The 20,805-nt window shown below is 63.1% G+C and carries 18 protein-coding genes; 9 read left to right on the top strand and 9 right to left on the bottom strand.

The genetic code is table 11. From position 1 onward, the window contains the following. Positions 1-2: 2 nt before the first annotated feature. On the bottom strand, positions 3-800 hold the full coding sequence (locus AC0KW6_RS03675) for a helix-turn-helix domain-containing protein (protein WP_474034109.1): 798 nt from the start codon (positions 798-800) through the stop codon (positions 3-5). Positions 801-1,036: 236 nt separating this feature from the next. On the opposite strand from AC0KW6_RS03675, the gene AC0KW6_RS03670 reads away from it, so the two are divergent. Beyond that, on the top strand, positions 1,037-1,384 hold the full coding sequence (locus AC0KW6_RS03670; RefSeq protein WP_323783365.1) for a hypothetical protein: 348 nt from the start codon (positions 1,037-1,039) through the stop codon (positions 1,382-1,384). Positions 1,385-1,427: 43 nt separating this feature from the next. Here the strand turns inward: AC0KW6_RS03670 and ilvN are convergent, their stop codons facing one another. Together ilvN and AC0KW6_RS03660 are read right to left on the bottom strand one after the other, a co-directional pair. Then, a complete protein-coding gene (gene ilvN / locus AC0KW6_RS03665) occupies positions 1,428-1,988 on the bottom strand; it encodes an acetolactate synthase small subunit (protein ID WP_323783367.1) in 561 nt (186 codons plus the stop codon). An 88-nt stretch (positions 1,989-2,076) separates the two neighbouring features. After that, a complete protein-coding gene (locus tag AC0KW6_RS03660) occupies positions 2,077-3,828 on the bottom strand; it encodes an acetolactate synthase 3 large subunit (RefSeq protein ID WP_474034108.1) in 1,752 nt (583 codons plus the stop codon). A gap of 404 nt (positions 3,829-4,232) precedes the next feature. Here AC0KW6_RS03660 and AC0KW6_RS03655 point away from each other — a divergent pair, with 404 nt between their 5' ends. The 3 genes from AC0KW6_RS03655 (at position 4,233) to AC0KW6_RS03645 (ending at position 7,566) form a co-directional block, all read left to right on the top strand. Beyond that, positions 4,233-5,084, top strand: a complete 852-nt coding sequence (locus tag AC0KW6_RS03655; RefSeq protein WP_474034107.1) for a HalD/BesD family halogenase — start codon at positions 4,233-4,235, stop codon at positions 5,082-5,084. A gap of 98 nt (positions 5,085-5,182) precedes the next feature. Then, positions 5,183-6,136: a hypothetical protein gene (locus AC0KW6_RS03650; RefSeq protein ID WP_474034106.1), complete on the top strand. Its 954-nt coding sequence runs from the start codon at positions 5,183-5,185 to the stop codon at positions 6,134-6,136. A 281-nt stretch (positions 6,137-6,417) separates the two neighbouring features. Beyond that, positions 6,418-7,566: a lytic murein transglycosylase gene (locus AC0KW6_RS03645; RefSeq protein ID WP_323782060.1), complete on the top strand. Its 1,149-nt coding sequence runs from the start codon at positions 6,418-6,420 to the stop codon at positions 7,564-7,566. A 20-nt stretch (positions 7,567-7,586) separates the two neighbouring features. Here the strand turns inward: AC0KW6_RS03645 and AC0KW6_RS03640 are convergent, their stop codons facing one another. Continuing rightward, on the bottom strand, positions 7,587-8,231 hold the full coding sequence (locus tag AC0KW6_RS03640; RefSeq protein ID WP_024090531.1) for a response regulator transcription factor: 645 nt from the start codon (positions 8,229-8,231) through the stop codon (positions 7,587-7,589). Between the two features lie 62 nt (positions 8,232-8,293). Continuing rightward, a complete protein-coding gene (locus AC0KW6_RS03635) occupies positions 8,294-9,721 on the bottom strand; it encodes a cache domain-containing protein (protein ID WP_323782072.1) in 1,428 nt (475 codons plus the stop codon). A 283-nt stretch (positions 9,722-10,004) separates the two neighbouring features. On the opposite strand from AC0KW6_RS03635, the gene AC0KW6_RS03630 reads away from it, so the two are divergent. The 3 genes from AC0KW6_RS03630 to AC0KW6_RS03620 all read left to right on the top strand — a co-directional run bounded on the left by AC0KW6_RS03630 (position 10,005) and on the right by AC0KW6_RS03620 (position 14,524). Then, positions 10,005-11,087, top strand: coding sequence for a TRAP transporter substrate-binding protein (locus AC0KW6_RS03630; RefSeq protein WP_474034105.1), 1,083 nt, complete (start codon positions 10,005-10,007; stop codon positions 11,085-11,087). Positions 11,088-11,227: 140 nt separating this feature from the next. Then, positions 11,228-12,154, top strand: a complete 927-nt coding sequence (locus AC0KW6_RS03625) for a TRAP transporter small permease subunit (protein ID WP_323782054.1) — start codon at positions 11,228-11,230, stop codon at positions 12,152-12,154. Positions 12,155-12,169: 15 nt separating this feature from the next. Beyond that, entirely contained in the window at positions 12,170-14,524 is a 2,355-nt protein-coding gene (locus tag AC0KW6_RS03620; RefSeq protein ID WP_474034104.1) for a TRAP transporter large permease, read from the top strand. A 144-nt stretch (positions 14,525-14,668) separates the two neighbouring features. Here AC0KW6_RS03620 and AC0KW6_RS03615 read toward each other — a convergent pair whose 3' ends face one another. The 4 genes from AC0KW6_RS03615 to AC0KW6_RS03600 all read right to left on the bottom strand — a co-directional run bounded on the left by AC0KW6_RS03615 (position 14,669) and on the right by AC0KW6_RS03600 (position 17,000). Next, on the bottom strand, positions 14,669-15,052 hold the full coding sequence (locus tag AC0KW6_RS03615) for a VOC family protein (RefSeq protein ID WP_323784141.1): 384 nt from the start codon (positions 15,050-15,052) through the stop codon (positions 14,669-14,671). Continuing rightward, positions 15,052-15,876 (bottom strand): arginyltransferase, encoded by an 825-nt coding sequence (locus tag AC0KW6_RS03610; RefSeq protein WP_474034103.1) that lies wholly within the window; start codon positions 15,874-15,876, stop codon positions 15,052-15,054. Before AC0KW6_RS03610 ends, AC0KW6_RS03615 begins: the two co-directional genes overlap by 1 nt. Positions 15,877-16,008: 132 nt before the next feature. Then, entirely contained in the window at positions 16,009-16,440 is a 432-nt protein-coding gene (locus AC0KW6_RS03605; RefSeq protein ID WP_474034102.1) for an RDD family protein, read from the bottom strand. A 104-nt stretch (positions 16,441-16,544) separates the two neighbouring features. Continuing rightward, positions 16,545-17,000, bottom strand: coding sequence for a DUF2852 domain-containing protein (locus AC0KW6_RS03600; protein ID WP_323783957.1), 456 nt, complete (start codon positions 16,998-17,000; stop codon positions 16,545-16,547). A 625-nt stretch (positions 17,001-17,625) separates the two neighbouring features. Between AC0KW6_RS03600 and AC0KW6_RS03595 the strand changes: the two genes are divergently transcribed. Beyond that, positions 17,626-20,430, top strand: a complete 2,805-nt coding sequence (locus AC0KW6_RS03595; protein ID WP_474034101.1) for a bifunctional [glutamine synthetase] adenylyltransferase/[glutamine synthetase]-adenylyl-L-tyrosine phosphorylase — start codon at positions 17,626-17,628, stop codon at positions 20,428-20,430. Continuing rightward, positions 20,414-20,683: a hypothetical protein gene (locus AC0KW6_RS03590; protein WP_323783953.1), complete on the top strand. Its 270-nt coding sequence runs from the start codon at positions 20,414-20,416 to the stop codon at positions 20,681-20,683. Before AC0KW6_RS03595 ends, AC0KW6_RS03590 begins: the two co-directional genes overlap by 17 nt. The last annotated feature ends 122 nt before the right edge of the window (positions 20,684-20,805 follow it).

Genomic DNA, 20,805 nt, shown 5'->3' with positions numbered 1-20,805 from the left:
CGTCAGCGGAAGGGCTGGCTGCTCTGCAGCAGACGCTGGTGAAACGGCAGCAGTTCCGCCTCGTCGGCGAAACCTGCGCTGCGCGCAGCGGCCAGCACCTGTTTGGTGTTACGGCCCAGGTGTTCATAGACCATCCGCGTCACCCGCTCGCCGGTTTCGTTTTCCCGGATGGTGCGGGCAACATAGCCGGACCAAAAGTTGTTCTCCAGCGAAGCCACCCGGGCCAGGTAGTTGAAGGAGTAGGTCATGGCATTGCGGCGGGCGATAACAAAGGCGACGCCGTCCTCGTGGCCGCTGATGTAGCCGCGGAATTCGCGGACGCCGGGCCTGTCGGGCAGGCCCTGGCCGCGCATTGCCTCCTTGGCCTCAAAGCCTTTGATATATGTAACCCCCGCGTTGCGGAACACATAGACCAGACCGATGACGAATTTGTTGTCATTGATAAAGCTGCGGCGGGTGAAACGGTAGAATCCGGACGGAAAAAACTCTTCCCTAAGTTGCAGCACACCGCACCCCAGGAAATCGGCGAGAAAGGCGCCGTTGATGACCTGGCCGGCCTTTGACAGCTTTGCCACCGGCTCGAGCAGAATACGGGCATCCACTTCGAAAAACTGGCAGATACGGTCCAGCACGTCCGGGCGCGGAAAGCTTTCTCCGGACAGGTAACGGTTGAATTGAGTCCGGTTGATCCCCAGCTGCCGCGACAGTTCGGAAATCGACGGATACTGGCGCGACAATTGACGCAAATTGGCGCCAAACATGTTCCTCAGGTCGGCGGGCGATCGCGTTTGGCTGGTCATTATTGCCCCTGATGGCGTGGCTGTTTTCAGCATTTTAGCACTGTCTGACAGTGTTTTATGCAAGAGAATGGCAAAGAGGCGCGCGGCGTTGAATCCATTCAGCATCAAACCTGTTGCTAGTTCACGTCATCAGGCTAGTCAAGCTGACACAAATTGCAATAGCACGGCGCGTATTTTACCATGTTAGCGTCACCTCAATTGTACCAGAATTGGAATGCAGCAATGCGAGGACTGGTATGTTTGGAATTGTTTTATGGAGAGACGACCCACTGAACAAAGCCGTTATTTGGTGCGATGATCAGGGTGACCTTGCTTTTTACACGAGAAAGGCAAGTGAAGATTTCCTGGAACTGAACCCAGGCGATTGGGTCGAGTGTGAATTAACATTGAATGGCAATTGCAGGATTGCGGAAAATCTTGCGCTAGTGCTGGAGCAGGGCAGCCCGGACCTGGCGGACCGGCTGTGTGCCGCAGCAGGCCGCGGCGCCAAAGCGGCGGGCGCCGGACAGGAAAACGGAACCGTGGTTCCCTTTCCGCAGCATTCTGTGAAAAAAAGCGGCGCATTGCGGCGCCGCTTCATGTAAGCCGGGCTGATACTGCCGGCCCTTCTTCGGGCCGGCTGCAGGGTCAATTGCCGCGCAGCAGCGCAGCAACACCGGTGCGGGCAATCTCGGACAAGCCGAGCGGACGCATCAGATCGGCAAAGGCGTCGATCTTCTCTGGCGCGCCGGTAATCTCGAAAACAAAGCTGTTCAGCGTGCTGTCGACCACATTGGCGCGGAAGATATCCGCCAGCCGCAGCGCCTCGACGCGTTTGTCGCCTTCACCCGCGACCTTCAGGATTGCCAGCTCGCGCTCGACCGCCTCGCCTTCGACGGTCAGGTCATGCACGTCGCGCACCGAAACGATGCGGCCCAGCTGGGCCTTGATCTGCTCGATCACCTGCGGGGTGCCGGTGGTGACAATGGTGATGCGCGATAGATGGCCGGTATGGTCCACCTCGGCCACCGTCAGGCTTTCGATGTTGTAGCCGCGGCCCGAGAACAGCCCGATGACACGGGCCAGGACACCGGGTTCGTTTTCCACCAGCACCGCAATGGTGTGCCGCTCCTGCTCATCCGAAAACGTCGGGCGCAGGTTATAGGCGGAATGGCGGGTGGAGCCTTTTTTGATATGCAGGGCAGACATCAGACGTCGTCCTTTTGTTAGTGGCCGCCAAAAGTTTCCTGAAAAACTTCTGGCAGAATTCTTCCTGAGACTTTGCGGCGCTGCCGCGTTACACCAGCACCGCACCGCCGGCCTGGATGACGCCTTGGGTATCGGCCTCGCCCAGCAGCATCTCGTTATGCGCCTTGCCCGACGGGATCATCGGGAAGCAGTTTTCGTGCTTTTCCACCAGGCAGTCAAAGATCACCGGCCCGTCGTATTCGATCATTTCCATGATCGCATCATCCAGGTCCTTGGGATCGCTGACGCAGATGCCCTTGGCGCCGAAGGCCTCAGCGAGCTTCACAAAATCGGGCAGCGCTTCGGACCAGCTGTGGCTGTAGCGCTCGCCGTGCAGCAGCTCCTGCCACTGCCGCACCATGCCGAGGCGCTCGTTGTTGAGGATGAACTGCTTCACCGGCAGGCGGAATTGCACCGCGGTGCCCATCTCCTGCATGTTCATCAGCCAGGACGCCTCCCCCGCGACATTGATCACCAGCGCATCCGGATGCGCCATTTGCGCGCCGATCGAGGCCGGGAAGCCATAGCCCATAGTGCCCAGGCCGCCGGAGGTCATCCAGCGGTTCGGATCCTCGAAGTTCAGATACTGCGCCGCCCACATCTGGTGCTGGCCCACCTCGGTGGTGATGTAGCGGTCATGGCCCTTGGTCAGCTCTTCCAGGCGCTGCAGCGCATATTGCGGTTTGATGGTCTGGTCCGAATTCTTGAAATTCAGGCAGTTCACCGCGCGCCAGTCATCGATCTGCTTGTGCCATTTGGCCAGCGCCTCGCGGTTGACCTTGCGGCCGCGCGACTTCCAGATCTTCAGAATGTCTTCCAGAACATGGGCCACATCGCCGACAATCGGAATGTCCACCCGGATCACCTTGTTGATTGAGGAGGGGTCGATGTCGATATGCGCTTTCTTCGACTTCGGGCTGAAGGCGTCGATTTTGCCGGTGATGCGGTCGTCAAAACGGGCGCCGATGTTGATCATCAGGTCGCAGCCGTGCATCGCCATGTTGGCCTCATACAGCCCATGCATCCCCAGCATGCCCAGCCAGTTCTTGCCCGAGGCCGGATAGGCGCCAAGCCCCATCAGCGTCGAGGTCACCGGGATGCCGGTGCCGTCCACCAGCTCGCGCAGCAATTGGCTGGCCGCATAGCCGGAATTGATCACCCCGCCGCCGGTATAAAACACCGGGCGTTTGGCCGTCTCAAGGGCGGCGACCAGTTCGGTGATTTCCTCCATGTCGCCTTTGACCTGCGGCTGGTAGTGGGAGGCAGCGGGTTTCGGACCGTTATAGGTGCCGCTTGCAAACTGCACGTCTTTGGGAATGTCGACCAGAACCGGGCCCGGACGGCCCGTGGTGGCGACATGAAAGGCTTCATGTAGGGTGCCGGCCAGCTTGTCGGTGTCCTTGACCAGCCAGTTGTGCTTGGTGCAGGGCCGGGTGATGCCGATGGTGTCGGCTTCCTGAAAGGCGTCGGAACCGATCATGAAGGTCGGCACCTGGCCGGTGAGGACCACCAGCGGGATTGAATCCAGCAGCGCATCGGTCAGGCCGGTCACCGCATTGGTCGCGCCGGGGCCCGAGGTCACCAGCACGACGCCGGGTTTTCCGGTGGAGCGGGCATAACCCTCGGCGGCGTGCACCGCGCCCTGTTCATGCCGTACCAGCACGTGGCGGATGTCATTTTGCAGAAAAATCTCGTCATAGATCGGCAGCACGGCGCCGCCTGGGTATCCGAAGACCACGTCCACACCCTGATCCTTCAGGGCTTGGACAACCATCTTTGCGCCGGTCATTTCACGTGTCATCTGCTTATTGCTCCAATTGGCGGCATCGTCCGTTACGCATAAAAAAAGCCCCCGATTTCAAGTCGGAGGCGCATGGGTTCGATTATGGCTTACCGTTACCGGCCCATGCGCTTGGTTCCTACGATTACGACTAGGGTGGTCACGGCCACAGGCTCCTTTTTGCGTTGCGGGCGACATTATGGGCGCTGGACAGGGGCGTCAACCGTCAAAGGTATCAAAAAGACGCTGTGCAGGGACATTTTCTTGCTCTCAGCCCGGGGTGCAGCGACATTTCCGCGAATTCAGCAGGCTGCAACCGTGAAGAATCGTTCAAAACCGGCACTCCGATGTCCTGTTTTTGCCAGATTAGCAGAATTTGCGCAGGCAAGCTCACCTCACAGAGGTGCACAGGGAGGGATGCAAATATGGTTCAACTTTCTGATCTGGTCGATCTGGGGCGTTATCCGATCGACCGGCCCGGCTCCGAAGCTTTTGCGCGGCTGATCGCGGACCTGCAACGCGAACTGGGGGCGGATGGCTGTGCCGTGCTGCCGGGATTTGTCCATCAGCACGGTATTGCCAGGCTGGCGGCAGAGGCTGATGCGGTGGCGGAGAACGGCCATAAATCCTTCAGCCGCACCAATGCCTATTTCAGCAAGGACGACGCCGCGCTGCCGCAAAGCCATCCGGTGCGCCGGTTCTATGAGCGCTCCAATGCCTTCATTCCGGCGGACAATTTCGGCCCGGACAGCCCGCTGCGGGCCATTTACGAGTTTCCCGGTTTCATGCCCTTCATCCGCACCGCCCTGGCAGAGCCAGAGGACCGTTTCTTCCGCTATGACGACCCGCTGGCCGATGTGATCATCAACATGGTCGAGGAGGGGCAGGGCTTTCCCTGGCATTTCGACACCAACAATTACACGGTGACACTGGCGATCCAGAACGGCGAGGCGGGCGGAGATTTCGAATATGCCCCGATGCTGCGCACCCCCGCGGATGAGAATTATGACGGCGTGGCGCGGGTGCTGGCGGGCGGCTCGCCGCTGGTGCGCAGGCTGGTGCTGCAGCCGGGCGACCTGCAGATCTTCCGCGGCCGCTATTCGCTGCACCGGGTGGCCCCGGTCGCAGGCCCGCGCAGGCGTTATGTCGGCATCTTCTCCTTTGCCGAGAAGCAAGGCATGTGCGGCGGGGTCGAACGCACCGAACAGCTTTATGGACGGGTGCTGCCGCGCCATTACGAGCGTGAAGGCCTGCGTGCTGACGGGTTGCGGGATTGATTGCTGGTTGACCCGTCGGCGGCATGGGCTGCACAACTGCAGCAGGCCTCTCTTTTGCCGCCAAAGGAAACGAACATTTGCCGAAGGTCATTTTTCACTTGAAACAGCGGCAAATCGGCAAGGGTCCCTCAAACCGGGGCTTTGATCTTTACCGGGTGATCGAGCGGATGATTGCGGAGGCCGGCGGGCAGGCGGAACGGCGTGTCCGGGACGCTGATATCCGGATCGGCACCCGCCAGGTCACTGACGCCAGGTTCAAGGACGGCAACCTGCACGTCATCGATGACCGGCATGTGCAAATGCCCAATGTGCTGAATGCGGCCCCGGCCTATTTGCCGGGGTACTGGCATCTTGATCCCAAGGGGATCCGCAGCCTGAGCTCGATCGGCAGCCGCCCGTTCTGCAGGGACATGGTTCCGTTCCAATACGCCAAGCGTTTCTACGGCCGGTTGCAGCGGAAATTCAAGGATCAGCGGCGGTCCCGCCACCGGCAGCAGCAGGAACAAACCAGCCTTCCGGCAGGCGCGGTCGCGGTCTTTTTCCAGGGCAGCTACCCGCGCGAGGCCGGCGCCACCCGTTTCAGCGACATCAGCATCTTGCAAGACGTTCTGAACGGTGCCGGAGACCGTGCGGTTCTGGTCAAACCGCATCCGTTGACAGCGGATGTAGAAAGTTTCTCAGCCCTGCTGCAAATCGCCCGGCAGGACCCCCGTGTCATCCCCACCCAGGCAAATGTTCATGATATTCTGGCCGCCAGCTGTGTCTCGGTATCGGTGAATTCCGGCGTTGCCCTCGAAGGCTTCCTGCACCGCACGCCAGCCATTCTTTACGGCGCTTCGGATTTGCACCACATGGCGGAAACCGTCACCCGGACAGGGCAGTTTGCAGCCGCGCTGGAGCGCGCATTGGCCCGCACCGGCGGCTATGCGCAATTCATGACCTGGTATTTCCGGAATAATTGCCTGGAAATCGGCGCGCCGGACCTGGAATCGAAGATCTGGGAGATTTTTGCCCAGGCAGGTTTCCCGCGGCGGCGGTTTGCATTAGCGTGATCCGGCAAAAGACCGGTGCCTGGCATTTTGGCGGAGAGTGCCCGGCCTGGTCCTGCCGTTCATGGCAACCGCTCGGGCAGCGAGATCCCCAGCAGCTGCCCGGAGGAGGAACCCCGGTCATACAGAGGACCGCCCCGCTGGCCAGCTGAAAGGGCAAGGCGGCAGGTCTTCGCTGCGGCGGAATTCCGGGCCTTGGCGGCCCGGCCCGTTTCTGGCAGCCTGTCCGGTAAATGACCCCGTATCACAGGGGCGCAGAGCAATCACAAAAAACGGGCAGCAGTATGAGCATCACACGGCGTCACTTCGGATTTGGCCTTGCAGCATTTGGTCTGACGGCCTGCAGCAGCACAGTGCCTTCAAACAGCGGCTCCAGCGGCAGCACCGGCCTGCCGGCGGACCTGCGCCCTGCGCCCAATGCGGGCTATGACGCCTGGGTGGCGTCGTTCCGCAGCCGCGCCGGGGCGCGGGGCATTTCCCAATCCACCCTGCGCGCCGCGTTCCGCGGTGCCGGCTATCTTCCCGGTGTGGTCACGCGCGACCGCAACCAGACCGAATTCAAACGCACGCTGGAGGATTACCTCTCTATCGCCGTCTCGGAGGAACGTCTGTCCAAGGGCCGCGCAGCCTTTGGCCGCCATGCGGCAACGCTGCGCGCGCTGGAACGCGCCTATGGCGTTGATGCGGAAATCATCTGCGCCATCTGGGGGCTGGAGAGCTTCTACGGTGAGCGCCGCGGCAATGTGCCGGTGATCTCGGCCGCCTCGACGCTGGCTTATGACGGGCGGCGCGGGGCGTTCTTTGAGAAACAGCTGATTGCGGCGCTGAAGATCCTGCAGAACGGCGACACCACCCCCGCCCGGATGACCGGCAGCTGGGCCGGGGCGATGGGGCATACCCAGTTCATCCCGACCTCTTATCAGGCTTTCGCAGTGGATTTCACCGGCGACGGGCGCCGCGATATCTGGTCGGAGGATCCCAGCGACGCGCTGGCCTCCACCGCCGCCTATCTGCAGCGCAACGGCTGGACGCGGGGGCTGAAATGGGGCGGCGAGGCCGGGGCGCCGGGCACCCCTGCAGGCCGCATTCTGCAGCCGCAGGCGGGCGGGCCGAAGTTCTCGGTCACCGGAAACTTCAATGCGATCAAGCGCTACAACAACTCGGATTCCTATGCGATCGGAGTGGGCCATCTGGCCGACCGGATCGCAGGCGGCGGCCCCTTGCGCGCCGGTTTCCCGCCGGACCGCTATGGGCTGACCAAGGACGACCGCATCCTGCTGCAAAAACGCCTGACTGCCAAAGGCTTTGATACCGGCGGTGCCGACGGGGTTCTGGGGCCGAAAAGCCGGGCCGCCATCAGCGCCTACCAATCCAGCCGGGGATTGCCGGCATCAGGTGATCCATCGCCGGCGCTGCTCGCAAGCCTCGGCTGAAGCCATCGGGGGCCGGCGCTTCAGAACCCGGCGCCGGTCCCCTGCAGCACACCATGTTCCAGCGCGTAGCGGGTGAGGCCGGCAGTTGAGGAAATGCCCAGCTTGCGTTTGATGTTCTTGCGGTGTGTCTCAACAGTTCTGACCGAGATATCAAGCGCCTGCGCGACCTCCTTGTTGGATTTGCCCTGCGCCAGCTCCAGCAGGATGGTCTGTTCACGCCCGGTGAGCGCCTCGCGGCTGTCGCCGCCCTTGGGCTTCAGCGACCCCGCCGCCCCGGTGCAAAGGTAGGTCTGCCCCTCCATCACCGCGTCGATGGCCTGTTTGATCTCTTCCGTGGGCACATCCTTCAGCACGTACCCCATGGCGCCATGGCTCAGCGCGGTTGAGATATATTCGGCGCTGTCATGCATCGACAGGATCAGGATGCGGGTGCCGGGGTGCTGCTCCAGAATGATCTCGGTTGCACTCAGCCCGCCAAGATTGGGCATGTTCAGGTCCATCAGCACCACATCCGGCGCCAGGGTGCCCATCTGCTCCACCGCGTCGCGCCCGTCAGTCAGCGACCCGATGACCTCGATATCGTCATAGCTTTCCAGGATCGACTGGATGCCCTCGGCGACCATCGGGTGGTCATCAACGATCAGAACTTTCACCGGATCAGCCATTATCCCCCACAAGGCAGCTTTCCATCAGTTGAGAGGCCCGCAATCCGCCGCAGCCTCTCCGGTTACGGCAATTGCGCAGATGTTCCCTCTTCACCCGGCGGCAGCAGGTGGCTGAGAGGCAGGCTTGCCTCGATCACCGTGCCGCTTTGGGTGCCACGTGATGACAGAATGCGCAGGGTGCCGTCAAGCTGCTCGATCCGCTCCTGCATGTTGCGCAACCCGATGCCGGGGCCGGAGCGGTCATCGCGCGGCGGCAATCCGCGGCCATTGTCAGTGATCCGCATCGTGGCGCCCTTGGTATGGCCGCGCAGATCAATGGTGACCCTGCTGGCCTCGGCGTGGCGCTCGATATTGGTCAGCGCTTCCTGCGCAATCCGGTACAGCGCGATCTTGGCGTCCTGATCCAGCCGGTTGCGGAACACCACGGTGGAAAACTCGGTCTCGATGCCGGTGCGGGCGGCGAAATCACCCGTCAGCGCCTTCAGCGCCGGGCCAAGGCCCAGATCGTCCAGCACGCCGGGGCGCAGGTCGCGGCTGATCCGGCGCACCTCGGTGATCGCGGTCAGCAGGCTGTCGGTGCCTTTCTCCAACGGGGCCGCAGCACCATCGCTGTCTCCGCGGGACAGCCGCCGCCGGGTGTTGTCCAGCGCATAGCGCACCCCGACCAAAAGCTGGCTGATGCCGTCATGCAGTTCCCGCGCCACCCGGCCGCGCTCTTCCTCCTGGGCGTCGAACACCCGCTGGGTCAGCTCCTTCAGCTTGGCATCCGCCAGCCGCCGCTCGCGCAGGTTCAGGAACATGCCGGAGGCAAACACCAGCACAAGAGAGACCAGAGTGATGCCGCCGATATAGATAAAGGTACGCTGCACCCGCGCTTCCACCTCCGCGCGGGAGGCGGCCACCGTGGCCAGAACATCGTCGATGAACACGCCGGTGCCGATCGCCCATTGCCAGTCCTGCAGCCCGACCACATAGGCAATCATCTGCGCTTCTTCCCCGGTCGAGGGCTTTTGCCAGGTGAAGGTATGCCAGCCCGCGCCGTTACGGGCGAGCCGGACGAACTGGTCCACCACCGGCACCCCGGCGCTGTCGGTCAGGCCCGCCCAGTTGCGGTTGATGAATTCGGTCTGCCGCGGGCTCACCAGGTTGGTGCCGTCATAATCATAGACAAAGAAGAACCCGTCCTTGCCGTAGATCATCGCACTGAGGATCTGGGTCACCTGCTCCTTGGCACGGGCATCGTCCGGCGCCGCCAGACCATAGATATGGGCAAAGCCGTTGCGGGCCTGGGTCACATAGTTGCGCAGCTCCGCCTTCTTGGCCTGCAGCAGCTGCTGCTCCAGCGCCTGGATCTCGCCTTCGGCCAGGGCGCGCGACTGATAGCCGACCAGGACGGCGATTGCCGTGCCCGCCAAGATCAGCGGCAAGGTCATCAAAAGCGACAGTTTCTGCGCATAGGTCGGGCGCAGGAGAGCGGTGAACAGGCGCATCGGCAGGGTCCCGGAATTGGTCAGGATCTTGTACCGAATCATTCAGCCGCCGCCCAGAAGAATCAATCGGACTGTCCCGGCCTGCTCCGCTGACGGGTGCCGGCCGGGGCAGTTTCCTGGCGGATATGGCCCGGATCGCGCCGCAAAAGCAGGAAAAACCTCCCGTTCTACGCAGTAGTAGGTATTCCCTTTGAACCTGCCGCCGCTAGGCTGGCCGGACTCGAACCGATCCGCCCGGGGGGGACCTTCCGGGCAATCCGAATGATAATGGGAGGAATAATTAATGGATCGCCGTTCTTTTTTGAGGACTTCCGCGCTGGGCGGAACCGCTGCAGCAGCCAGCACACTGGCGGCACCGGCCTATGCCCAGGGCAAACGCACCCTGACCATGGTTACCACCTGGGGCCGTGGTCTGGCAGGCGTGCATGATTCGGCGCAATATGTGGCCGACAGCATCACTGCCATGTCTGACGGCAACCTGACTGTGGACCTGAAAGCCGCAGGCGAGCTGGTCGGTGCGTTCGAAGTGTTCGATGCGGTGACCGCAGGCCAGGCCGACATGTACCATGGTGCGGACTATTACTTCACCGGCCAGCATCCGGGCTATGCCTATTTCACCGCCGTGCCCTTTGGCATGACGGCGCAGGAAATCACCAACTGGTACTACCACGGTGATGGTATGGCGCTGCATGACGAGCTGGGCGAGATTTTCGGCCTGAAGTCGTTCCTCGGCGGCAACACCGGCCCGCAGTCCGGCGGCTGGTTCAACAAGGAAATCAAGGGCCCCGAGGATTTCAACGGGTTGAAATTCCGGATGCCGGGCCTGGGTGGCAAGGCGCTGGGCAAGCTGGGCGCCTCGGTGCAGAACATTCCGGGTTCCGAAGTGTATCAGGCGCTGTCCTCCGGCGCCATCGACGGCACCGAGTGGATCGGCCCCTGGGCGGACGAGAAGGCCGGCTTCCAGGAAATCACCAAGACTTATTACACCGCGGGCTTCCACGAGCCGGGCGCAGCCCTGTCGGTTGCCACCAACCGCGATGTGTTCGATAGCCTGTCGCCTGCCCATCAGAAGATCATCGAGATGGCATCGGCAGCCGGCCACCAGTGGAACCTGTCGCAGTTCATGAACAACAACGGTGCCGCGTTGCAGCGTCTGCAGTCCGGCGGCGTCAAGACCCTGGAATTCCCGGACAGCGTCTGGGATGCCTTCGGCAGTGCGACCAAGGAAACCCTGGACGAGTTCATGGGCGACGAGCTGTTTGCGAAAATCCGCAGCAGCGTCGAAGCGTCGATGAAAGCCTCCTCGGGCTGGATCACCAAATCCGAAGGCGCCTACCGCATTCAGCGCGACCGCGTCCTGGGTTAATCTGCCTGACAGGCATCAATCGGGTCCTCCGCCGCCGCGCGGGGGATCCACATGCAGTTGCTGATACCGCGGGACGGCCGGCCAACGCCGCGCGCCCAACCCGCTAACGGCGGCTTCGCAGCAATCTTCCCGGGGGGAACATGCAGGAAGAGAGTGGCATCACCTTCTTTGGCGCAATCTGGGGCGGGCTTGTCTGGCTGATCCAGAACATCGCCAGCGCCTTTTACAATTTCGGCTACGCCGTCACCCATCCGCAGCTTTGGCTTGACTGGTCCGACAAGGCCTCGGTCATGCGCTTTGTCTATTACGGCGGCTCGGCCGAGTTCTTCTTTGTCGTGTTCACCGCCTTCCTGGTGCTGACCGGTATCGGCCTCTACTACCGCAATGTCATGTGGGCCATGGTCCGCGGGCTGGAGGGCCTGGCCAATACCACCGGCCGCTTCTTTGCCTGGGCGGGCCTGCTGATGGTGCTGCAGCAGATCATCATTGTCTTCATGCAGCGCGTGTTTGCCCGGCCCGACATCAGTTTCGGCTTTGGCATCCCGTTCAGCCAGGATGTCAGCTGGTTTGCAGAAGAATTGAAGCTGTACAATGCCTTGGTGGTCTGCCTTTGCGTGACCTACACCTTTGTGCAGGGCGGCCATGTGCGGGTGGACCTGATCTATTCCGGCATCAGCTTCCGGGCCAAGCGGGTGGTCGACATGCTCGGCTCGCTCTTGTTCATGATGCCCGCCGCGGTGCTGACCTGGATGTACGGCTGGTTCTTCCTGTGGCGCCACCTGATCGTGCCGAAACCCTCGGCCTCGGACAGCCTTGACCGTCTGGTGATGAAATCCCGCGCCCTGCGCTGGAACGTGGAAACCATCGGCTTCAGCCCCAACGGGTTCAACGCCTACTTCCTGTTCAAGATCCTGCTGGTCCTGTTCGCAGGCCTCGTATTCCTGCACGCCATCGCCTTCTTCTACCGCTCGTTCCTCGAGTTCGCCGAAGGCCAAGGCAGTGAAAACAAATACCTCGACAAGGACAGCCTTGGAGAAGGTGAAGAAGCCTACGAAGGCACGCACTAAAGGGACGTCGGAAACATGCTATTTGGACTTGATGGCGTCGAAATCGGGCTGCTCATCGTATTTCTCTGCCTCTTCGGGGGCATCCTCTCCGGCTTTCCGGTGGCCTTTGCCATCGGCGGCGCCGGGATCATCTCCTTCGGGATCATTGCCGCGCTGGACAGTTCCGGCATCCTGATTCACCAGGCCATCGACACCTCGTCGCAGGCCTACCGCGATCTGCTGAACTCCGGCGTCAGGCCGGATAAGGTCTCGGTCTTCCGATACCCGGATCTGCCAAGGCTGGCGGAACCTGTGTTCACCCAAGGCTGGGAAGTGGCGCTGGACCGCAACGTCTCGTTTATCGTCAACCGGATGAACGAGCGGGTGCTGGCCGGCGCCTCGATCGAGACCCTGCTGGCGGTGCTGATGTTTGTTCTGATGGGCATCACCCTGGAACGCTCCAAGATCGCCAACGACCTGTTGACCACCATGGCGCGCGTCTTTGGCCCGCTGCCCGGCGGCCTGGCGGTGTCGATTGTTGTGGTTGGTGCGTTCCTCGCGGCCTCCACCGGCATCGTCGGCGCAACCGTGGTGACCATGGGCCTGCTGGCGCTGCCGACGATGCTGCGCAACAACTACAGCCCCGAACTTGCAACCGGCGTGATCGCGGCCAGCGGAACGCTGGGCCAGATCATCCCGCCCTCGATTGTGATCGTTCTCCTGGGGACGCTGGCAGGCGACCTTTACTCCACCGCGCAGGAAACCCGCGCGATGGAGGCGGGCTGCTCTGACGCGCTCACCTATCTGGGCGAACCCGCGGTGGTGTCGGTCGGCACGCTGTTTCAGGCAGCCCTGTTGCCGGGCATCCTGCTGGCGATCCTCTATGCCACTTATGCCTTTGGCTATGCGCTTTTGAACCCGCACAAGGCACCTGCCGTTGCGATGGAGCCCGGCACCGGCGAGGTGATCACCCGCAATGAAGGCCTGATCTGGTTCCTGGCGGTTCCGGCGGCCCTGGTCGGCGGTGCCATCCTGCTCGGCAGTTTCAACGTGATCGGCAGCCAGAACATCACCGTCTCGACATTCTCGGACGCGGGCCAGACCGCCTCCCTGCGCACCAATGTCGGTGCCGAATGCAAGGCCGCGATGATTGACCTGCACGGGCAAGACGCCTGGGACGCCGCCAAGGCGGAACAGGAAACCATCAATGCCGCCGGCGGCGTGGCCCTGGCAGAACGGCTGAGCGGGGATGAGATCATCGCCGCCCGCGAGGCCAAGATCGCTGCCGCCGCGCCGATCGGCACAGGCATCGCGGTGATCATGATTCTTCTGGGTCTGGTGCTGGCCTTCGGCCGCGGTGTGGCGCCGTCTCGCGATGCCAAGCCGCTGATCCTGGGGGCCATCGGCGTGCTGCTGATTGCGCTGGTGGATCTGGTGGCGATTGCGCCGGCCACATCGGCAGGCGTAACCGTGCTGTGGATTGCGCTGCCGCTGCTGCTGGCGTTGTGGGGCTGCCGCGAAGCCGCGGCGCGCTGCGCCGAAAACGATCTGATCCGGGTGGTGTTCCCGCCGCTGGTGCTGATCGTGGCGGTGCTTGGCTCGATCCTGGGCGGCATCACCAACCCGACTCCCGCCGCGGCGCTGGGGGCCGGCGGAGCCATCATGCTGGCGGCCTACCGCAAGCTGCACGACCAGGGCCGGTCCGGCAAGATCATCATCTGGTCCACCTTTGCCGTCATGCTGTGCATCCTGGTCGGTATGAACTTTGACCTGCGGGTGAACCAGGGCGGGGTTTCCCTGGAAAGCTGGATCGCCTTCTTTATCGCCTATGGCGCCTATCTCTTTGCGCTGTTCGGACTGCTGTACGGCTGCTGGGTGCTGTTCAAATCGGGCGTGCTGTCACCGATCGTGCGGGAGACCGCCAAGGTGACCTCGATGGTGTTCACCATCCTGATCGGCTCGCAGCTCTTGAATCTGGTGGTGATATCCTTTGGCGGCGAGCACTACATCCAGCAGTTCCTGAAGAGCTTCGACAACGAGATGACGGTCTTTCTGATCGTGATGCTGGTGCTGTTCTTCCTGGGCTTCGTGCTCGACTTCCTGGAGATCATCTACATCGTGATCCCGATTGTCGGCCCGGTGATCTATGGCGGTTCGTTCGATCCGAAATGGGTGACCATCATGGTGGCGGTGAACCTGCAGACCTCGTTCCTGACGCCGCCCTTCGGCTTTGCGCTGTTCTACCTGCGCGGGGTTGCGCCCAAGGAAGTGACGACCGCCCATATCTACCGCGGGGTTGCGCCCTTTGTGCTGATCCAGGTGGTGGGCATCGGCATCCTCTGGGCCTTCCCGGCAATCGTGACCATCGTGCCGGCGCTGATCCCGAACTGACCGGCACATCCGGGATAAGAACACAAAAAGGGGCCCCATGCGGGCCCCTTGGCTTGTGTGCGGGGGAGGGGCGCTGCCCCTCTGCGCCTGTGGCGCATTCCCCCCGGAGTATTTGCAGAAAGATGAAACGAGGCGGCGCCGGTCTCAGGCGAACTGGATCAGGTCCCAGCGGTTGCCGAAAGGATCGCGCCAGACCGCAACGGTGCCATAGGGTTCATGGCGCGGCGCTTCTTCGAATATGACGCCCTGCGCCTGCATCGCCGCGTGGTCGCTGGCAAAGTCATCAGAGGCCAGGAACAATCCGACGCGGCCGCCGAACTGGCGGCCGATGGCGGCCTCCTGCTCTGGTCCTTCGGCACGGGCCAGGATCAGGCTGCCCTGGCTGGCGCCCGGCGGCAGGATGCGGACCCAGCGTTTGCGGCCCTGATCAATGTCCTCGGCCAGCTGCCAGCCAAGCCGGCCGCAGTAAAAGCCGATGGCGGCGTCGTAATCCGGCACCACCAGAGAGACAGCATGCAGGTATTGCATCAGCGTTTGCGGTGTATCGGCTGTTCGGGCAGCTGGATATTGGCGACCTGTTCGGCAATCGGATCGGTCGACAGCGGATGGCCGGCGGCTTCGAATTGAGAAGGGTCGGACATCTTTTTCCATTCGCTGCGGTGATAGATTTCCAGGCCGGAGAACTTGGCCTTGTAACCCATCTTCTGGCTGCCGGGCACCCAGTAGCCGAGGTAGACATAGGGCAGCCCCGCCTCGCGGGCGATGGCGATGTGGTCGAGGATCATGAAGGTGCCCAGCGAATTCTGAGACTGGTCCGGGGCGTAGAAGGAATAGACCATGCTAAGCCCGTCTTCCAGCACATCGGTGAGCGACACCGCCGCCAGCGTGTTGGTTCTGGTCTCGGCATATTCCACAACCCGGCTGCGCACCGGGGTTTCTTCGATCATCGCGGCATATTCAAAGACATCCATATCGGCCATGCCGCCATCGGCATGGCGGCTGTCGAGATAGCTGCGGAACAGGGCAAACTGATCCTCGGTCGCCCAGGGCGAGGTGGCACGCCGCTCCAGATGCGCATTGCGCTTCAACGTGCGTTTCTGGCTGCGGGTGGCAGTAAAGGCCGCCACATCGATCCGCGCCGACAGGCAGGCGGAACATTCCGAGCAGGACGGCCGGTAAAGCACGTTCTGCGAGCGCCGGAAGCCTTGCTGGCTGAGACTGTTGTTCAGCTGCTCCACCCCGTCGCCCTGCAGCGCAGTGAACAGCTTCCGCTCCATCCGGCCCTCCAGATAGGGGCAGGGCTGCGGCGCGGTCACATAAAACTGCGGTGCAATGGGAAGGGTATGGCGCATCAGGACTCTTCAGCAGTTTCACAGGACAGACGGAACGGTTCGCACCGTGGTCCGATGATGATAGCAACGCGCTCCCGGTGCGCCAAGTAGCGTTGTGGAAAATGGCTTAACGGCGTCTTGCCGCAGCGCCGGTCAGGCGCGCCGGTTCAGCATCACCGTGCCGAGGAAATGGTCGGTCAGGCCCTGACCGCGCGCGGAGGTCAGCATCAGGATGACCGAGATCACCTGCAGGACCGGCAGCGCCAGCGACAGCGAGTACCCTGCGGTGTGCAGCGCGGCCAGACCGCTGCCAAGCCGCTGGCCGGAGCCGTCGCGCAATTCGATGCCGGCAAAGCGCATGCCCCAGGTGGCCGAGCCATTGGCGATGGTCACGGTCCGGTAGGCAAACCCCGCAGCCAAATACAAGAACGGCCAGATCAGCAGCCCGGTAAAGGCCGTCAGCACCACTGCGGCGGCGCTGATGGTGAAGATCAGAATGCTGTCGATGATCCAGGCGATCAGCCGTTTGGCGGGCACGGAGGTGTAAAATTCTGCCTGGTAGTCGGGGTCGGGCAGGGCGGTCATTTGCAACAGTCCTTTGCACTGCGGGGGGAAGGGGGCCGAAGGGCCCGGCTGGATCCCCGCCCGGAAAGGGGCGGGGCAGCCGGTACGGGTGCGGACCGGTCAGATCAGAGGGGCTTGGGGCTGCCGCCGCCGGCGTCCTCTTCCGGATCATCGCTGCGGGCTGCGTCTTTGGCGCGCTCATTCATGAACGCGTCGAACTCGGCCTTGTCCTTGGCTTCGCGCAGCCGCTGCAAGAAGGCGTCAAAGTCATGCTGCTCCTGCTCCAGGCGGTTCAGCGTGTCAGCCTTGTAGGCATCAAAGGCGCTGTTGCCCGAAGGCCGCATTGCGGAATATCCGTGGCGTGCCCAGGCCTTACGGTGGCGGCAGGAGGATTTGCTGAACATGCGTTTGCTCCAGATCATGTAGAAAAGAAGGGCCAGACCCACCGGCCAGAAGAACACGAAGCCCAGCACCATGGCGGCGATCCAGGCGCCTTTGCCCTTGCTGTCCATCCAGGCTTCGCTGCGGGAAAACCAGCCCAGCACGGGTGCATGGGGGGCGGTTGGGGTGAAACTCGTCATCGGCGTCCTCCAGGTTGCGGTAAATGTAAATCCCTTTCACATATCAGCATATCGGAAGCCGGCGGCCCGGGTTCAAGGGTAATGTGAAACTATTTTACATTACCCATCGGCGCCACGAAGAGGCCGGTTTGGCGGGGCGCTTCTGCATGTATGCAGCGGGACACTCGGCCCAATGGCGCGGGATGGCGCGATGGCGCGGCCGGTTCCTGGTCTTGCGGAGCTGCGGCACGGATCTGCTCCTGCCCTTGGGCTGCCAGGCTGGTGTCTCAGGATGAAACGCCATCAGCGTTGGCGCAGCGGCGCCCCGAACATGTAATCACCAAGCTCAGGTCCGTACCGAGGATCGCACGGTCATGCTTCCGGTCCACAGGCCGTTCAGGTGACAACACTGCAGAAAGCGCAATATCCCAAGCAAGCCTGGGCGCTCCCAGCACCGCCCGGCATCCCCTGTTACCAAGATACTCTTTACATCGAAATGGTCCCGAACCGGAGCATAACCGCGCCCTGACGGTAGCTTAACGCAAGCAGCCCAGCTATTCGGGTATTCCTGACCCTGCGTAAACTTGCACTGCGGGGCGGCAATTCGGCCATTGACGCGGCGTTGCAGCGGGCACAGTCTCGGCGCATGACCACTGCCCTGAACATCACCCGCATGCCCCGTGCCTTTGATCCGGACCTTGGCGCCGAAACACGCGCCTTGGTGCCGGACCTGTCCGGGGCGATGGCCGATCTGGTGGCGGGGGCCTGCGGCTGCAGCCCCTATCTGATGGAGCTGACCGCGCGCGAGGCTGCCTGGCTGCCGCAGGCGCTGCAGGATCCTGAAACCGCGCTGGCGGCGGTCTTTGCGGACAGCCGGGCGCTGGAAGGCAACGGGCTGAAACCGGGACTGCGGCAGGCCAAACGCCGTCTGGCGCTGCTGACGGCGCTTTGCGACCTGTCCGGCGGCTGGAGCCTGGAACAGGTGACCGGGGCGCTGACGGACTTCGGGGCGCTGTGCGCGGACGTCGCCATAAAATCTGAAATCGCCGCTTTGATCCGCCGCAAGAAACTGCCCGGCTTGACCGAAGACGACGTGGAGACCGCAGGCGGGCTTACCATTCTGGCGATGGGCAAGATGGGTGCGCATGAGCTGAACTACAGCTCGGATATCGACCTTATCTGCCTGTTCGACGAGACCCGGTTCGACCCGGATGACTTTTATGAGGCGCGCCAGGGCATGGTGCGCGCGACCAAGAACATGTGTGCCGCCCTCAGCGACCGCACCGGCGACGGCTATGTGTTCCGCACCGATCTGCGGCTGCGCCCGGATCCGGCGGTCACCCCCGTCTGTCTGGCGATGGAAGCGGCAGAGCGCTACTACGAAAGCCTGGGCCGCACCTGGGAGCGCGCCGCTTATATCAAGGCCCGCCCCTGTGCCGGCGACATCGCCGCGGGGGAGCGGTTCCTGACCACCCTGCGTCCCTTCATCTGGCGGCGGCACCTGGATTTCGCCGCCATCCAGGACGCCCATGACATCCGCCTGCGCATCCGCGAGAACAAGGGCACCGGCGGCGCCCTGCATGTGGCCGGCCACGACATGAAGCTGGGCCGCGGCGGCATCCGCGAGATCGAGTTCTTCACCCAGACCCGCCAGCTGATCGCCGGCGGGCGCGACGAATCCCTGCGCCTGCGCGGCACGGTGGAGGGGCTGGCGGCGCTGGCGGACAAGGGCTGGGTGCCGCCGGACACGGCAGAAATCCTCTCGGCCCATTACCGCGCCCACCGCGAGGTCGAGCACCGGATCCAGATGGTGCATGACGCCCAGACCCACCAGATGCCCAAATCCGAGGATGGCATTGCCCGTATCGCCTGCCTGATGGACCGCGATCCGGCGGAACTGACGGCGGAAATCAGGGACCGGCTGACCGAAGTGCATGAGCTGACCGAAGGCTTCTTCTCGCCCGGCGGCACGCCGGGCGCATCTGCCGCGGCAGAAAACACCGCCGATCTGGATGGCGCCATTATCGCCCGGTGGCCGACCTATCCGGCGCTGCGCTCCTCCCGCGGGGCGCGGATTTTCGAGCGGCTGAAACCGGAGCTGCTGTCGCGCGTCGCCAAAACCGCCAAACCGGCCGAGACTCTGGTGGCGCTGGACGGTTTCCTGTCCGGGCTGCCTGCCGGGGTTCAGCTGTTCTCGCTGTTCGGCGCCAACCCGCAGCTGATCGATCTGCTTGTGGATATCGCCGGCACCTCGCGCGAGCTGGCCAGTTTCCTGTCCCGCAATTCCGGGGTGTTTGATGCGGTGATCGGCGGTTCTTTCTTTGATCCTTGGCCGGGGGCGGAGCAGTTGCAGGTGGAACTGAAAAACCGGCTGCTGCAGGAAGACGATTACGAGGCCCGGCTCGATGCCACCCGCCGCTGGTGCAAGGAATGGCACTTCCGCATCGGCGTGCACCACCTGCGCGGGCTGATCGACGGGCATCAGGCCGGGGTCCAATATGCGGAATTGGCCGAAGTGGTGATTGCCGGCATCGCACCGGACGTGGTGACGCAGTTCTCCCGAAAGCACGGCCCCCCGCCGGGACGCGGCGCGGCGGTGCTGGCAATGGGATCGCTGGGCGCGGGGCAGATCAATTCCCAGTCCGATCTCGACATGATCGTGATCTACGATCCGGGCGGTGCGGACATGTCCGAGGGCAAGCGCCCGCTGGCCACGCGGCCCTATTACGCGCGGCTCACTCAGGCGCTGGTCACCGCGCTATCGGCGCCGATGGCCCAGGGCAAGCTTTATGAAGTCGACATGCGCCTGCGGCCTTCGGGCAACCAGGGGCCGGTGGCGGTCAGCCTGGCCGGCTTTACCAGTTACCAGCAGAACGAGGCCTGGGTGTGGGAGCATCTGGCGCTGACCCGGGCCCGTGTGGTTGCGGGCGACGCCGGGCTTGCCGCCGAAATCGAAACCTTCCGCGCCGGTTTCCTCGCCAAACCGCGGGGCCTTGCCATGGTGCTGCAGGAGGTGGCGCAGATGCGCGCGCGGCTGGCTGCCGCCAAGACGCCGACTGGCGTCTGGGACGCCAAGAACGGCGCCGGGCGGATGATGGATATCGAGCTTTTGTCGCAGGCCGGGGCGCTCACTTCCGTTTCGGTGGCCCGCGATGTGGCCGCCGGCCTGCTGGGCGCTGTCGCTGCCGGATGGCTGAATGACGCGGATGCAGAATACCTGACAGCCAGTTACCGGCTATTCTGGTCGGTGCAATGCGCAGCAAGGCTGCTTTCCGGCAAGGCGATCGAGGCCGGGACGATCGGGGAGGGCGGTGCGCAGTTCCTCTGCCGCACCACCGGATACGCCCGGCTGGATGCGCTGGAGCAGGAATTGCAGGCCCGTTACAAACGCTGTGCGGCGCTGATTGCAGAGGCCTTGGAAGGGGAACAGGCGGATGAAGGGCAGCATTGAACAGGACCCGCGTGGTCTGATCTACGAATCCTACCGGATCGACGGCATCACCGGCGCGCAGTGCCGCAGCATCTTCTTTGACTGGGCATTGGGCATGGATTCGGCCCGCGACAGCCGGGAAGACATTGGCGCGCTGCTGGAGATATACGGCGGCGCCAATCCGGACCACCCGATGACCGCAGTGCTGCGCGACGGGCTGCAAGGCAGTGCCACGCCGCGCCGTCGCGGCGGCTGGCGCTCGCGCGAGCGGTGACGGCGGCGTCTGTGCGGCCGGTGCCCGACGCATCGACGAGCGTTCCTGACGGCAATGAAACCTCAGCGCTGCTGGATCCGCTGCCGGCCCTGCAATAAAGCCAGGCGCAGCGGTGAAGTTCC

Source organism: Leisingera sp. SA215 (assembly GCF_055902035.1).
The sequence above is the reverse complement of the archived record's forward strand: the minus strand, read 5'-3'. Positions and strand labels throughout refer to the sequence as shown.